The sequence below is a fragment of the Hydrogenophaga sp. genome, assembly GCF_026125785.1.
Classification (GTDB): Bacteria; Pseudomonadota; Gammaproteobacteria; order Burkholderiales; family Burkholderiaceae_C; genus Hydrogenophaga.
The window spans coordinates 1-14,137 of the sequence record NZ_JAHCKL010000010.1 but is presented as its reverse complement, the minus strand read 5'-3'; the positions used below and the strand labels follow the sequence as shown (position 1 = coordinate 14,137).

Sequence of the window (14,137 nt, the reverse complement as noted above, 5' to 3'; positions counted from 1 at the left end):
CGGGCTGGCGAAGCCTGGCCCCCGGTGCCTCAGGAAGGGGGATATCAGGCGCTCAGGCGCTGCAACTGGTCCCGCACTTTCACCAGCGTGGCGCTGAAATCGGCCACGCGTTTCTTTTCCTGTTCGATCACGGCCGGCGGGGCCTTGGCGACGAAGGCCTCATTGGAGAGCTTGCTGTTGGCCTTGGCGATCTCGGTTTCGAGGCGCGTGGCCTCCTTGCCGAGGCGGATCTTTTCGGCCGCAACATCGATTTCCATGAACAGGCACAGGCGGGCTTCGCCGACCACGGCGACCGGCGCGGCCTGCGCGGCGGCGGCCCAGGCGGCCTCGTCGTCGAAGACACGCACCTCGCCGAGCTTGGCCAGGGCCTGCAGCACAGGGCCGTTGGCGCGCATGAAGTCGGCATCACCCACCACGTAGAGCGGCAGGCGCGTGGCCGGCGAGACGTTCATTTCGCCGCGCAGCGTGCGGCAGGCCTCCACCAGAGACTTCAGCCGCGCCACGTGGGCGATGGCGTTTTCGTCGATCTTGTTCGGCTGGCTCTCGGGGTAGCGCGCGGTGCTCACCGAGTCGCCGGGCAGGCCGGCCACCGGCGCGACCTTCTGCCAGAGCTCTTCCGTGATGAAGGGAATGACCGGATGCGCCAGCCGCAGGATGGCCTCCAGGGTGCGGATCAGCGTGCGCCGCGTGGCCCGCTGCTGCGCCTCGTTGCCGGTCTGGATCTGGACCTTGGCGATTTCCAGGTACCAGTCGCAGAACTCATTCCAGACAAAGTCGTAGATGGCGTTGGCGACGTTGTCCAGGCGGTACTCGGCAAAACCTCGGGCGACCTCGGCCTCGACCTTCTGCAGCACGGAACTGATCCAGCGGTCGGCCTGGCTGAAGTGCATGTAGCCGTGGAAAGGACCGCCCGGCTCGCACTCGGCCTTGGTGTGTTCCTTCAGGCCGCAGTCCTGACCCTCGCAGTTCATCAGCACGAAGCGCGTGGCGTTCCAGAGCTTGTTGCAGAAGTTGCGGTAGCCCTCGCAGCGCTTGGCGTCGAAGTTGATGCTGCGGCCCAGCGAGGCCAGTGCCGCGAAGGTGAAGCGCAGCGCGTCCGCGCCGTAGGCGGGAATGCCCTCAGGGAATTCCTTTTCGGTTTCCTTGCGCACCTTGGGCGCGGTCTCGGGCTTGCGCAGGCCGGTGGTGCGCTTGTCCAGCAAGGGGGCGAGGGCGATGCCGTCGATCAGGTCCACCGGATCGAGCACATTGCCTTCGCTCTTGCTCATCTTGCGGCCCTGCGCGTCGCGCACCAGGCCGTGGATGTAGACGTGCCGGAAGGGCACGCGGCCGGTGAAGTGGGTCGTCATCATGATCATGCGGGCGACCCAGAAGAAGATGATGTCGTAGCCGGTCACCAGCACGGTGCTGGGCAGGTAGAGGTCGTAGTCGCCGAGGCCGCCCCGGGGTGCGGCAGCCGCCTCGGGCCAGCCCATGGTGCTGAAAGGCACCAGCGCGCTCGAGTACCAGGTGTCGAGCACGTCGGGGTCGCGCGTGAGCTTGCGCCCCGGGGCCTGGGCTTGTGCCGCGGCTTCGTCGCGCGCGACGATCACGCGGCCATCCTCGTCGTACCAGGCGGGAATCTGGTGGCCCCACCAGAGCTGGCGGCTGATGCACCAGTCCTGGATGTTGTTCATCCACTGGTTGTAGGTGTTGACCCAGTTCTCGGGCACGAAGCGGACTTCGCCACTGGCCACCGCATCGATGGCCTTCTGCGCGATGGACTTGCCCGTGGGGTCCTGGTCGCTGACCTTGGACATGGCGACGAACCACTGGTCGGTCAGCATGGGCTCGATGACCTGGCCGGTGCGCGCGCAGCGCGGCACCATGAGGCGGTGCTTCTTGGTCTCCACCAGCAGGCCCGCGGCCTCCAGATCGGCCACCACGGCCTTGCGGGCGACGAAACGGTCCATGCCCTGGTACTTGGCGGGTGCGTTCTCGTTGATGGCGGCGTCCAGCGTGAGCACACCGATCATGGGCAGGCCATGCCGCTGCCCGACGGCGTAGTCGTTGTTGTCGTGGGCCGGTGTGACCTTGACCACGCCGGTGCCGAAGGCGCGGTCCACGTAGGCGTCGGCGATGACCGGGATCTCCCGGTCGCACAGCGGCAGGCGGACCATCTTGCCGATGAGCGCGGTGTAGCGCTCGTCCTCGGGGTGCACCATGACGGCCACATCGCCCAGCATGGTTTCCGGGCGGGTGGTGGCCACCGTCAACGAGCCACTGCCGTCGGCCAGCGGGTAGGCGATGTGCCAGAGGAAGCCGTCCTCCTCCTCGCTCTCGACCTCCAGGTCCGACACCGCGGTCTTGAGCACCGGGTCCCAGTTGACCAGCCGTTTGCCGCGGTAGATGAGGCCCTGCTCGTACAGGCGCACGAAGGTCTCGGTGACGATGGCCGAGAGCTTGTCGTCCATGGTGAAGTACTCGCGGCTCCAGTCCACGCTGTCGCCCATGCGGCGCATCTGCGTGGTGATGGTGTTGCCGGACTTTTCCTTCCACTCCCAGACCTTGGCCACGAAGTTCTTGCGGCCCAGGTCGTGGCGGCTGACTTTCTGCTCCTGCAACTGCCGCTCCACCACGATCTGCGTGGCGATGCCGGCGTGGTCCGTGCCCGGCACCCAGACCGTGTTCGCGCCGGCCATGCGGTGGTAGCGCGTGAGGCTGTCCATGATGGTCTGGTTGAACGCATGGCCCATGTGCAGCGTGCCCGTGACGTTGGGTGGCGGCAACTGGATGGCGAACGAGGGCACGCCTGCCTGCGGCTGCCCGGTGCCGCGAAAGCCGGCCCGGCCCACACCGCGCCGTTCCCATTCCGGGCCCCAGCGGGCTTCGATGGGGGCGGGTTCGAACGATTTGGCCAGGGACTGCAGGCCAGGCTGGTTCAGGGTGTCGGTCATGGGCTCGCCAGAATGGAAAACGGCATCCCGCGGGATGCCGTCGAAAGGGGGCAGGGGTACCTGGTGGATTTTATTCGACCTGTCCTTCAGTCCGCGGCGACGGGGCTCAGGCGCGCGGCCGCGATGCATTCGGCCAGCACGCGGGTATCGCCGATCTGGTTGGCCAGCAGCAGGATGAGGCGGGCATTGAGCTGTTCGGACTGTGTCCGGTCCAGGCCGGCATGGGCGTCGATGAGCTGCTCGTAGAACGTGTCGGCGTCCTGGAAATGGGCGTTGGTCTTCATGACTGGAGGTCTCCTGGCAGGCCGAGGGCGCGCGAGATCGCGGCAACCAGGCCGGCGTCTATGGTTTCACCGGTGGCGGCGAGGTAGCCGTCCGGGCGCACCAGCGCCCAGGCATGGCCGAACACATGGCAGGCACCCTGGAGATGGCCCTTGGGGTCGCGCACGTGCTCCATGGCCTGCGCAGGGGCGTCGGCGGTGACCACCTGCACGCAGCGCACGGGTGTCTCCTCGGCCAGGCGGCGCAGGCGCTGCCGGGCGGTGGTACCGAGGTCGCCAAAGGCCAGCAGCAGCAGGTCGCCGGCGGCCCAGTTCAACAGGTCGTTCACATCGCCGGTGGTGCCGTCGGCCCAGTGGAAGGGCACGTTCTGCACCGACTGGCCGGCCGCGCCGCCAGGGAGGTAGGTGCAGACGCGCGAGCGGCTGTAGGGGTTGGCCACCGCCATGCGGCCGGTGTTGATGAGGCTGCGCGCGAACGGATACCGCCGCGCCAGACCGATGGCCGCGTCCCGGAACAGGCGCTCGGCGCCGTCCGCAGGGCGCAGGAAGCGCGCGGTGCGGTTGGTCACGTTCACGTTCTGCTGTGCCGCTTCCAGGCGTTCATCGTGGTAGCTGTCGAGCAGGCTGGCGTCGGCCTTGCCGCGCAGCACGGCCGCCAGTTTCCAGGCCAGGTTGTCGGCGTCGGCCACGCCGGTGTTGCCACCGCGCGCACCAAAGGGGCTGACCACCTTGGCCGAGTCGCCCATCAGGAACACATGGCCATGGCGCATGGCGTGCACGCATTCGCTGCGGTAGGCATAGGGGCCGACCCAGATGATCTCGACCTCCACGCCGGGGCCGAACTGGCGCGCCAGGCGTTCGCGCACCACCTCCTCGCGGCTGACGTACTCGGGGTCCGCGTTGGGCGCCATCTGGTAGTCGATGCGCCAGACATCGTCACCCATGAGGTGCTGCCAGACCGCGCGGTTCTCGTTGAACGGCGCCTCGATCCAGGTGTGGCGTTCCGCCGGGGGGCGTGTGGTGAAGCGCACGTCGGCGATGCACCAGCGGTCATCGCCGCGGCGCGAATCGAAGGGTACGGCCAGCCACTTGCGCAGCGGGCTGTGCGAGCCGGTCGCGTCGATCACGTGTTCGGCCTGCATGCGGTAGGTGCCATCGGGCGTCTCCACCGTGAGCGTGGCGCATTCGCCGTCCTGCTCGAAGCCGGTCAGGCGGTTCTGCCAGCGCAGCTCCACCACACCCAGTTGCTGGATGCGCTCGACCAGGTAGCCCTCGATGTAGAACTGCTGGATGTTGATGAAGGGCGGCTGGCTGGAGAGGTGGAAGTTGCCCTGCTGGCGCAGGTCGAAGCTGTAGACCTCGTCGTCGCCCGCGAAGGTGCGACCCACACTCCACTGCACGCCCTTGGACGCGATGCGTTCGTAGATGCCCAGGCGTTCAAAGATCTCCAGCGACTTCTGGGTGTAGCAGATGCCGCGCGAGGAGGCACCCTTGACACCTACCGTGTTGTCTTCGTCGATCAGCACCGCACGCACACCCAGGCGCGCCAGCGAGCAGGCCATGGTCAGGCCGGTGATGCCACCGCCCACGATGACGATGGGATGGCGCACCATCGGGCCGCCCTGCAACTCCGCAGGCGGCACGAAAGGGTATTCGGGCAAGGTGTAGCCACTGCCCTCGGTGAACTCGTAATGGTTGGTCAGGGCGGTGGCCTGGTAGCCCGCCGTCGTCGACGTGGTCATGCGCGGCGCTCCCGTCTCAGGCTTTGGCGCGCTCGGCCACCTCGGGCCGGTCGTTCTGCTGTGGCTTGAGGGGCGCGGAGGTCTTGCCTTCGGCGCGCTCGCGGCGCCACTGTTCCTTGCGGGCATTCCACTCGCCCAGGCGCGCGTGCGCGGTCTTGCTTTCCTGCAGCATCTGGAACTCGTCGGCCAGTTGCGCGGTGAGCTCCAGGCGGATGCCGTTGGGGTCGAAGAAATAGATGCTCTTGAAGATGTGGTGGTCCGTCACGCCCAGCACTTCGACCCCATGCGCCTGCAGCCGCGCCTTGGTGTTCTCCAGTTCCTGCACCGTATTCACGCGAAAGCTGATGTGGTTGACCCACTTGGGCGTGTTGGGGCTGGGCAGCGCCGCCTCATCGTCGCCCAGGTCGAAGAACGCGATGAAGGAGCCGTCCTGCAGGCGGAAGAAGAAGTGGGTGTAAGGGCAGTACTCGCCCGTGCTGGGCACGTAGTCGCTCTGGATGATGTGGTACAGCGGCAGGCCCAGGATGTCTTCATAGAAGTGCCGGGTCTCTTCTGCGTCCTTGGCCCGGTAGGCGTAGTGGTGCAGTTGCTGGATGGGGGCCGGGGCGGGCAGGGTGGTGTTGGACGGCATGTGTGTCTCCTGAAGGGGTGTCGTGATTCAACATTATGCAACGCATTTCCCATATCGTAATCGCATGACCCATGGCATGGCTCAGTTTGCGACTTTCCTGTCGGGGTGTCGACCGTGTTGAGAACCGTTATCAATTCGATGAGTGCAATAGCTGAAAGCAATGGGTTGCATAGTCCAGAACAATTAGACCGGCCTCTCCAAGCGGCGTAAGGTGCTTCGGTCCCAGTGGATGCGGGGCCACGGCACCGGCCATGGGCGAAGGACTTTTTCAACCCACGGAAACAAGGAGATGACGATGCCCGCATTGAAAGGCTCGAAGACCGAGCAGTGCCTCAAGGACGCTTTTGCCGGTGAATCCCAGGCCAACCGCCGTTACCTGTACTTCGCCAACAAGGCCGACGTGGAAGGCCAGAACGACGTGGCTGCGCTGTTCCGCTCCACCGCCGAAGGCGAGACCGGCCACGCCCATGGCCACCTGGAATTCCTGGAGCAGTCGGGGGACCCCGCCACCGGCCTGCCGATCGGCAGCACCCGCAACAACCTGGCCTCTGCGGTGGCCGGCGAGACCCACGAGTACACCGACATGTACCCCGGCATGGCCAAGACCGCCCGGGAAGAGGGCTTCGATGAAATTGCCGACTGGTTCGAGACACTGGCCAAAGCGGAGCGCTCGCACGCCAACCGCTACCAGAAGGCCTTGAACGAACTCGTGGATTGACCCTGCGGCGTTCCGGATGCTGCGCTCACGGGAGCGCAGCGTTTTCGACAGGGCTCGCCGAGCCTTGTCGAAAGCTTCCCCACGAACACGCTCGCACCAGACGAGGAGACAACAAGCATGGCCACCGAAGGCAATCTGCAGCCGCCCACGCGGCACGCGCTGGACTGGAAGAACCCGGACTTCTACGACGAGGCAAAGTGCTTCCACGAACTGGAGCGCATCTTCGACATCTGCCACGGCTGCCGCCGCTGCGTCAGCCTCTGCGGTGCCTTCCCCACGCTGTTCGACCTGGTGGACGAGAGCGAGACGCTGGAGGTCGACGGTGTGGCCAAGGCGGACTACTGGAAGGTGGTCGACCAGTGCTACATGTGCGACCTGTGCTACATGACCAAATGCCCCTACACGCCGCCGCACGAATGGAACCTGGATTTTCCGCACACCATGCTGCGGGCCAAGGCCATCAAGTTCCGCAAGGGTGAGGTGGGCGCGGCGGAGAAATTCCTCGCTTCGACCGACGTGCACGGCCAGTTCGCGGGCATTCCCATCGTGGTCCAGGCGGTCAATGCCGTGAACCGCACGCAGACCGCGCGCAAGCTGATGGAGAACGTGGCGGGCGTGGACAAGGACGCCTGGCTGCCCGAGCTGGCGACGCGCAAGTTCCGCAGTGCCGCGCCGGCCGCCCGCGCCACGGAGGTGAAGGACGGCGAGAAGACCCCGGGCAAGGTGGCCATCTTTGCGACCTGCTACATCAACTACAACGAACCCGGCATCGGTCTGGACCTGTTGAAGATCCTCGACCACAACGACATTCCGTACGTGATCGTCGACAAGGAGAAATGCTGCGGCATGCCCAAGCTGGAGCTGGGCGACCTGGAATCGGTGCAGCGGAGCAAGGAGGCCAACATACCCGTGCTGGCCCGCTATGCGCGCGAAGGCTATGCCATCCTGGCCGCAGTGCCGAGTTGCGCGCTGATGTTCAAGCAGGAAATCCCGCTCATGTTTCCTGACGATGCCGATACCCAGTTGGTGAAGGCACACATGTGGGACCCGTTCGAGTACTTCATGGCGCGCAAGCGCGATGGCCTGCTCAAGACCGAGTTCCCGCGCAAGCTGGGCAACGTGAGCTACCAGATCCCCTGCCACGGCCGTGTGCAGAACATCGGCCGAAAGACCGAAGAGATGCTTCGCATGATCCCGGAGACCACGGTTCAGACCATCGAGCGCTGCTCGGGCCATGCCGGCACCTTCGGCGTGAAGAAGGCGTACCACCAGACGGCCCTGAAGATCGGCAAGCCGGTGTTCAAGGCCATGGCCAGCATGAAGGACGGCGGTCAACCCGACTACATCAGCTCGGACTGCCCGCTGGGTGGCCACCACATCGCGCAGGGCTTCGAGGTGAACGGGCTGGGCACGCCGGTTCTCAGGCACCCGCTGAGCCTGGTGGCCCAGGCCTACGGATTGAAGTGAGGTGCGGCGCTGGGGGGTGAGCGCTCAGCGTGGCCCTCCCGCTCGCTCAACGCACAACGCCCAACGCACAACGCACAAGCCAGGAAACCCCATGCAACTCACCGGACACATCACCGCCGACAGCCTCATGAGCCTGGAGGCCTACACCAAGTGGCGCAAGGTTCACAAGCCCGAGATCATGGCGCACCGCAAGCTGCGCAGCGTGCACCTGGGTGAACACATCCACCTGCAGTTCGAGAGCGAGACCACGATCCGCTACCAGATCCAGGAGATGCTGCGCATCGAGAAGATCTTCGAGGAAGAAGGCATCGCGCACGAGATCGAGGCCTATGCGCCGCTGATGCCCGATGGCAGCAACTGGAAGGCCACGATGATGATCGAGTACCCCGATGAGAACGAGCGCAGGCGCGAACTCGCTCGTCTCATTGGCGTGGAGGACCGCATGTTCGTGGAGGTGGAAGGGCGCACCCGCGTCTACGCCATCGCTGACGAGGACCTCGACCGGGAAAACGAACAGAAGACCTCGGCGGTGCACTTCGTGCGCTTCGAGTTCACGCCGGCCATGCGCGCGGCCATTCAGGCCGGCGCGGCGGTGAAGCTCGGCTGCGACCACACCCACTACCCCGCGCACGTGCAGATTCCCCCCGAGACTTTGGCGAGTCTCGCCGGGGATTTCCGGTAGCGCCCGGCACTGCTGCCGTTGCCATGCCCTTCAGGGCGGTGGCAGAGGTCCGTGCTCGCAGGGGTCGGCCTGTGCAGCAGGTCCGTGAGGGCATGGGCCCTTGGTCATAATCAGGGGTCCCCCGGGCAACTTTCATTCCGCTCTTTGGCCATGCTGTTCCTGATTTCCCCCGCCAAGGCACTCGACTACGAGACGCCGGCCCATGTCGCCACCCACACGCAGCCCCTGTTCGTGAAGCAGGCGACCGAACTGGTCGGTGTGATGCGGGAGAAGTCGCCGCAACAGATCGCGGAGCTGATGGACCTGTCCGACGCGCTGGCCGGGCTCAACGCGGCGCGCTACGAAGCCTGGAGGCCGCGCTTCACCACCCGCAATGCCAAGCAGGCGGCGCTGGCTTTCGATGGCGACGTGTACGGCGGGCTGGACGCGAAGACGCTCTCCGCCACTGAACTGGACTGGCTGCAGCAGCACCTGTGCATTCTCAGCGGCCTGTATGGCGTGCTGCGGCCTCTGGACCTGATGCAGCCCTACCGGCTGGAGATGGGCACACGCCTGAAGACCGCGCGTGGCCGCAATCTCTATGAGTTCTGGGGCCGTCAGGTGGCCGAGTACCTCAACGAGCGCGCCATGGCCGACAAGACGCCGGTCATCGTCAACCTGGCGAGCGAGGAATACTTCAAGGTGGTTGATCGCAAGGCGCTGGTGCCGCGCGTGGTCACCTGCGTATTCGAGGAGCGCAAGGCCGAGGGCTACAAGGTCATCAGCTTCATGGCCAAGCGCGCCCGCGGGCTGATGGCGCGTTATGCGGTCAAGCACCGCCTGACCCTGGTCGAGCAGCTCAGGCGCTTCGACCTGGAGGGCTACCGTTTCCACGAAGCGGCGTCGGCCAGCGACCGGCTGGTGTTCCGCCGCGAAGCCCCGCCCGCGAGGACCGCATGAGCCACCAGACCATCACCCCCGAGTTGCGCCGCTGGATCGTCGAACAGGCGCAGGCCGGTTTCACACCCGACGTGGTGCTGGCTTCCATGGTCGCATCGGGCTGGCGTGAGCCGGTTGCGGTGCAGGCCCTGGAGACCACGCTGCGCGACCATCTGCGCCAGCAGTCGGCTGGCCGCGCGGTGGTCGCCGCACCGCCGCTGCAGGCCGCGGCAGCCGCAAGCGGCACGCTGGCGCAGCCGGCCGGCGTGTCCGTGCCCGATCTGGACCTGAGCCAGTCGCCGCGCCAGATCGATGCCGGCGACCGCGTGGTCGACGTCATCGCCTCCATGGGGCATCCGCGCGTGGTGGTGCTGGGCAATCTGCTCAGTGCCGAGGAGTGCGATGCCCTGATCGAAGCGGCCAAGCCGCAGCTCGCGCGCTCGCTCACGGTCGAGACCAAGACCGGAGGCGAAGAGCTCAACCCCGACCGCACCAGCAGCGGCATGTTCTTCACGCGGGGGCAGAACCCGGTGGTGGCGCGCGTGGAGGCGCGCATCGCACGCCTGGTTGGCTGGCCGGTGGAGAACGGCGAGGGCATCCAGGTGCTGCATTACCGCCCCGGGGCGGAGTACAAGCCTCACTACGACTACTTCGATCCGGACGAACCCGGGACGCCCACCATCCTGCGGCGCGGCGGCCAGCGCGTGGCCACATTGGTGATGTACCTCAACGAACCTGCGCGCGGCGGCGGCACCACCTTCCCGGACGTGGGCTTCGAGGTCGCACCCAAGCGCGGCCATGCGGTGTTTTTCAGCTACGACCGCCCACATCCTTCCACGCGCACGCTGCACGGCGGCGCGCCGGTGATCGAGGGCGAGAAATGGGTGGCCACCAAATGGCTGCGGGAGCGTGAGTTCGCATGAACACGCCGGAGCTCTCCCAACTGGGCAAGGCCTCGGCCTACGTCGACCGCTACGACGCCTCCCTGCTGTTTCCGCTGCCGCGCGAGACCAAGCGGCGCGAGATCGGCATCACCGGCAGCGTGCCGTTCCTCGGTGCGGACCTGTGGACCGCCTTCGAGCTGAGCTGGCTCAACCCGCGCGGCAAGCCCATGGTGGCGCTGGCCCACATCACGGTGCCGTGCGAGAGCACGCACATCGTGGAGAGCAAGTCGTTCAAGCTCTACCTCAACAGCTTCAACAACACGCCCTTTGCCAGCGCGGATGCGGTGCGCGAGCGCATCCGCAACGACGTGAGCGCCGCCATCTGGCACGGCGGGCCGGTGCAGGCCGGCGCCGGCGTTCGTCTGGTGCTGCCCGAACAGTTCGGGCAGGAGCCGCTGCGCGAGCTCGAAGGCCTTGCGCTCGACCGGCTGGACGTGGAGTGCAGCCGCTACCAGCCCGCGCCCGAGCTGCTCACGGCCGCGCTGACCGAACAGCCGGTGACCGAGACCCTGGTCAGCCACCTGCTCAAGAGCAATTGCCTGGTGACGGGTCAGCCCGACTGGGGCAGCGTGCAGATCCGCTACAGCGGCCCGCAGATCGACCAGGCCGGCCTGCTCCAGTACATCGTGAGCTTTCGCAACCACAACGAATTCCACGAGCAGTGCGTGGAGCGGATCTACATGGACATCTGGCAGCGCTGCAAACCGGCCCGGCTGATGGTCTATGCGCGCTACACGCGCCGCGGGGGGCTGGACATCAACCCCTGGCGCAGCAGCCACCCCTGCACGCCGCCGGCCAATGCGCGCACCGCGCGCCAGTGACGCCACGCCGTCCGGTTCAGCGCGCGGGCATCACCTCGTCGAGAAAGCGGCGCACGTCCTCGCATGAGCGCGCCGTCACGCGCGCGGCCAATTCGCATTGCCAGCAGCCCCGCATGGGTCTTGCACGCGGGCCATTGCATCGTAGGCTCCTCGTCGCGGTCGGTAGAGCCGCCGTTTTACAACATGCTTTGTATCAAGGGACCCTTGAACAACACCGGGCCTGTAGGCCCACGCTCGCCGGACACTCCGCCCAGCGGCTCCAGGCTGATGGCCAGCACGGGTACTTCGCGCACATCGGCCTCGCCAGCGGTCAGTTGCAACACGCGTTGCGGGCCCAGTACACCCAACGACCGTGGAGTCGCGCCAGGTGGCAGCGCCCAGAGTTGCAGCGACTTGTCCTCTGCCTCCTTGAAGCTGCCCACGCGCTGCAGATTCAGCCGTCCGTTTCTGGGGTCGAAGGTCACCAACATGGCTGCGCTGGCCTTGTCGTCGTTGAGAACGGCCACATACCGCACTTCGGGCGTGGCCTGCAGCCGTGCTTGCAGTGCATCGACCTGAGCCCCGAGTTCACTGCGCAAGGAGATGCCATGCACCACCACGAGTAGGGTGGCCAGCGCGCCGGCGGCGCTGGCTGCGCGCCAGAAGGTCAGGCTGCGCAACCAGCCGCCCAGGGAAGGGAGTGGTTCCTGGCGCGCGGTTGCCATGACCTGCTGCGCCTGTTCAGCGCGAACCAGATTCTCGATGCGTGTCCACACCTCAGGGGCGGGCTTTTGCGGGGCCTGCAACTCGTTCATGCTGGCCACGCGGCTCTGCCAGACGAGCGCTGCGGCGCGCACTGGCGCCTGCTCGCGCGCCAGCGCTTCGAAGCGGCGGCGCGCAGCTCCCCGCAAGGTGCCCAGCGCATGGGCAGCGGCCAGTTGATCCAGCAGTTCGGGTTTGTTCAGCAGGTTCATGGCTGGCGTCCGTTCATGCAAAGCGCGCCATGCAGGCACGCAATTGCTCCAATCCTCGCCGTATCCAGCTTTTGACGGTACCCAACGGCAGTCGCAACTGCGCGGCCAGTTCGCCGTGGCTCAGATCGCGAAGGTAGGCCAGGCTGACCGCTTCCCGCTGGCGGTTCTCCAGCCGGGAGAGGCACTGATGCAAAGCCCACGCCTGCTGGCTCGCCAGGCTGGTGTCCATGGGATTGGGCGCGTCGCCTTCGAGCGACTCTGCCAGCGCTGTGTCGATCTCGTCGGTGAGGTGTGCCCGCTCGGCACGGCGGCGACGCAGCAGGTCCAGCGATCGGCTGCGCACGATCATGCCAAGCCAGGCCATCGGCGGACTCAGGCTGGCGTGGTAGTCGCCGGCCGCACGCCAGATGTGAAGAAACGTGTCCTGCAAAGCGTCTTCGGCCCATTCGTGCTGACCGACCACCCGCAACGACAGGCCATAGAGCTTGGCGCTGGTGCGGCCGTACAGCGCTTTGAGCGCGGTCTCGTCGCGCAGCGCCACGCGCTCTATCAGGGCGATCAATTCCTCGTCGGAGTTCGCGGTATGGGGCATGCGTGCATTGTGCGGTAGTCCCGATGGCGACCACAGGGGTTGTTGCGAAAGGCGCGGGTTTCCGGGTCGAGATCATGGCGTGGAGCGTCTGCGTCGGGCATGCGTCTCCTGATGGAGGTACGCAGCGAAGCGGTGGCTGGATGCGGACGGCTTTGCCCCTCTGCATTCAGGGGTTTTGTGCATCCGGTCCCGGGGCGGTCGGCGTATCCAGTGGGACGGCTCTTCCTCCGCAGTTCTCCCCGCTGTCACTGCGACCAACCAGGAAATACCATGACCACGATCTCCCAAACCGACCTGCTCCGCATCTCTCCCGCCTCGCGCCGAGGCTTCATGCGCACCGGTGGCGCCCTCTCTGCCGTGGCAGTGGCCATGCTGGCCGGGCGCGATGCGCTTGCGCAGGGCATGAAGGCCGACACCACCAAGGACGTCGCCATTCTCAACGTGGCCTTGGCGCTCGAACACGAAGCCATCAGTGCCTACCAACTGGGCGCCGGCAGCGGCCTGTTGCAAAAGCCGGTGCTCGATGTGGCGGTGCAATTCCAGGGCCACCACAAGACCCATCGCGATGCGCTGATCGCCACCATCCAGAAACTGGGGGGCAAGCCGGTGGCCGAGATGAAGCTCGACGACTACGCGAAAGCACTCAATGCGTCTGCACTCAAGAGCCAGGCTGATGTGCTCGATCTCGCAGCCCGACTGGAGCTGGGGGCAACGAACGCCTATCTGGGGGTGATCCCCTCGCTGATGGACCGGGAACTGGCCAAGGTGGCGGCCCGCTTGGCGGCCGACGAGACCATGCACTTCACCGTGCTCACTGGGGCGCTGGGCCGCCCCTTGCCACCGGGGGCGCTGTCCTTTGGCGCCTGAGGCTTGGGCTGGAAGCCGCCTTCAGGCGGCACGCAGGAACCCTTCCAGCAGGTTGACCGCGTTGGTGCCCACCTCGGCCACCGCGTAGCCGCCCTCGAAGGTGAACACCGTGGGCAGGCGGACTTCGGCCAACGCCGCGCCCACGGAAAAATAGTCTTCGCTGCGCAGGGTGAAGCCTGAGATCGGGTCGCCCTCGAAGGTGTCCAGGCCGGTGGGCACCACCAGGGCCTGCGCGCCGAAGTTGGAGACGGCCTGCAGGGCCTGGTCCAGCGCGGTGCGCCAGGCGGCGGTGCCGCTGCCGCGCGGCAGCGGCAGGTTCAGGTTGAAGCCTTCACCCGCGCCCGCCCCGCGCTCGTCCGCATGGCCGAGGAAGAAGGGGTACTCGGTCGTGGGGTCGCCGTGGATCGAGACCGTGAGCACGTCGGCGCGTTCGTAGAAGATGGCCTGCGTGCCGTTGCCATGGTGGTAGTCCACGTCCAGCACCGCCACCCTGGCGCAGCCGGCGTCGCGCAGTGCCTGCGCGGCGATGGCCGCGTTGTTCAGGAAACAGTAGCCGCCCAGGAAGTCTGCACCCGCGTGGTGGCC

The 14,137-nt window shown here is 66.5% G+C and carries 14 protein-coding genes; 7 read left to right on the top strand and 7 right to left on the bottom strand.

The window, feature by feature from the left end; genetic code table 11:
* Nucleotides 1–44 precede the first annotated feature (44 nt).
* The 4 genes from KIT53_RS11375 to KIT53_RS11360 all read right to left on the bottom strand — a co-directional run bounded on the left by KIT53_RS11375 (nt 45) and on the right by KIT53_RS11360 (nt 5,590).
* On the bottom strand, nt 45–2,936 hold the full coding sequence (locus KIT53_RS11375; protein ID WP_297752308.1) for a valine--tRNA ligase: 2,892 nt from the start codon (nt 2,934–2,936) through the stop codon (nt 45–47).
* Nucleotides 2,937–3,022: 86 nt separating this feature from the next.
* Entirely contained in the window at nt 3,023–3,220 is a 198-nt protein-coding gene (locus KIT53_RS11370) for a DUF2783 domain-containing protein (RefSeq protein WP_297752306.1), read from the bottom strand.
* Nucleotides 3,217–4,959, bottom strand: a complete 1,743-nt coding sequence (locus KIT53_RS11365) for an FAD-dependent oxidoreductase (protein WP_297752303.1) — start codon at nt 4,957–4,959, stop codon at nt 3,217–3,219. The genes KIT53_RS11370 and KIT53_RS11365 overlap by 4 nt, the downstream gene beginning before the upstream one ends.
* A gap of 16 nt (nt 4,960–4,975) precedes the next feature.
* The gene (locus tag KIT53_RS11360) at nt 4,976–5,590 is read right to left on the bottom strand and encodes a VOC family protein (protein WP_297752300.1); all 615 of its coding nucleotides are present in this window, start codon (nt 5,588–5,590) and stop codon (nt 4,976–4,978) included.
* 295 nt (nt 5,591–5,885) lie between these two features.
* Here KIT53_RS11360 and KIT53_RS11355 point away from each other — a divergent pair, with 295 nt between their 5' ends.
* From KIT53_RS11355 to queF, 6 genes are all read left to right on the top strand, one after another.
* Nucleotides 5,886–6,308 (top strand): rubrerythrin family protein, encoded by a 423-nt coding sequence (locus KIT53_RS11355; protein ID WP_297752297.1) that lies wholly within the window; start codon nt 5,886–5,888, stop codon nt 6,306–6,308.
* Nucleotides 6,309–6,425: 117 nt separating this feature from the next.
* Entirely contained in the window at nt 6,426–7,775 is a 1,350-nt protein-coding gene (locus KIT53_RS11350) for a heterodisulfide reductase-related iron-sulfur binding cluster (protein ID WP_297752294.1), read from the top strand.
* Nucleotides 7,776–7,866: 91 nt separating this feature from the next.
* Entirely contained in the window at nt 7,867–8,457 is a 591-nt protein-coding gene (locus KIT53_RS11345) for a DUF3501 family protein (RefSeq protein WP_297752291.1), read from the top strand.
* Nucleotides 8,458–8,607: 150 nt separating this feature from the next.
* Complete coding sequence (gene yaaA, locus KIT53_RS11340) at nt 8,608–9,396, top strand: peroxide stress protein YaaA (RefSeq protein ID WP_297752288.1); 789 nt, start codon at nt 8,608–8,610, stop codon at nt 9,394–9,396.
* The gene (locus KIT53_RS11335) at nt 9,393–10,298 is read left to right on the top strand and encodes a 2OG-Fe(II) oxygenase (protein WP_297752286.1); all 906 of its coding nucleotides are present in this window, start codon (nt 9,393–9,395) and stop codon (nt 10,296–10,298) included. The genes yaaA and KIT53_RS11335 overlap by 4 nt, the downstream gene beginning before the upstream one ends.
* The gene (gene queF, locus KIT53_RS11330; protein WP_297752284.1) at nt 10,295–11,140 is read left to right on the top strand and encodes an NADPH-dependent 7-cyano-7-deazaguanine reductase QueF; all 846 of its coding nucleotides are present in this window, start codon (nt 10,295–10,297) and stop codon (nt 11,138–11,140) included. The genes KIT53_RS11335 and queF overlap by 4 nt, the downstream gene beginning before the upstream one ends.
* 176 nt (nt 11,141–11,316) lie before the next feature.
* On the opposite strand, the gene KIT53_RS11325 is transcribed toward queF, so the two are convergent.
* Both KIT53_RS11325 and KIT53_RS11320 read right to left on the bottom strand, forming a co-directional pair.
* Entirely contained in the window at nt 11,317–12,093 is a 777-nt protein-coding gene (locus KIT53_RS11325; protein ID WP_297752281.1) for an anti-sigma factor, read from the bottom strand.
* 13 nt (nt 12,094–12,106) lie between these two features.
* Nucleotides 12,107–12,685, bottom strand: a complete 579-nt coding sequence (locus tag KIT53_RS11320) for a sigma-70 family RNA polymerase sigma factor (RefSeq protein WP_297752278.1) — start codon at nt 12,683–12,685, stop codon at nt 12,107–12,109.
* Between the two features lie 270 nt (nt 12,686–12,955).
* Here KIT53_RS11320 and KIT53_RS11315 point away from each other — a divergent pair, with 270 nt between their 5' ends.
* Nucleotides 12,956–13,552, top strand: a complete 597-nt coding sequence (locus KIT53_RS11315) for a ferritin-like domain-containing protein (RefSeq protein ID WP_297752275.1) — start codon at nt 12,956–12,958, stop codon at nt 13,550–13,552.
* A 21-nt stretch (nt 13,553–13,573) separates the two neighbouring features.
* Here the strand turns inward: KIT53_RS11315 and KIT53_RS11310 are convergent.
* Nucleotides 13,574–14,137, bottom strand: a 564-nt coding sequence (locus KIT53_RS11310; protein ID WP_297752272.1) for a histone deacetylase family protein, incomplete at its 5' end; no start/stop codon positions are given.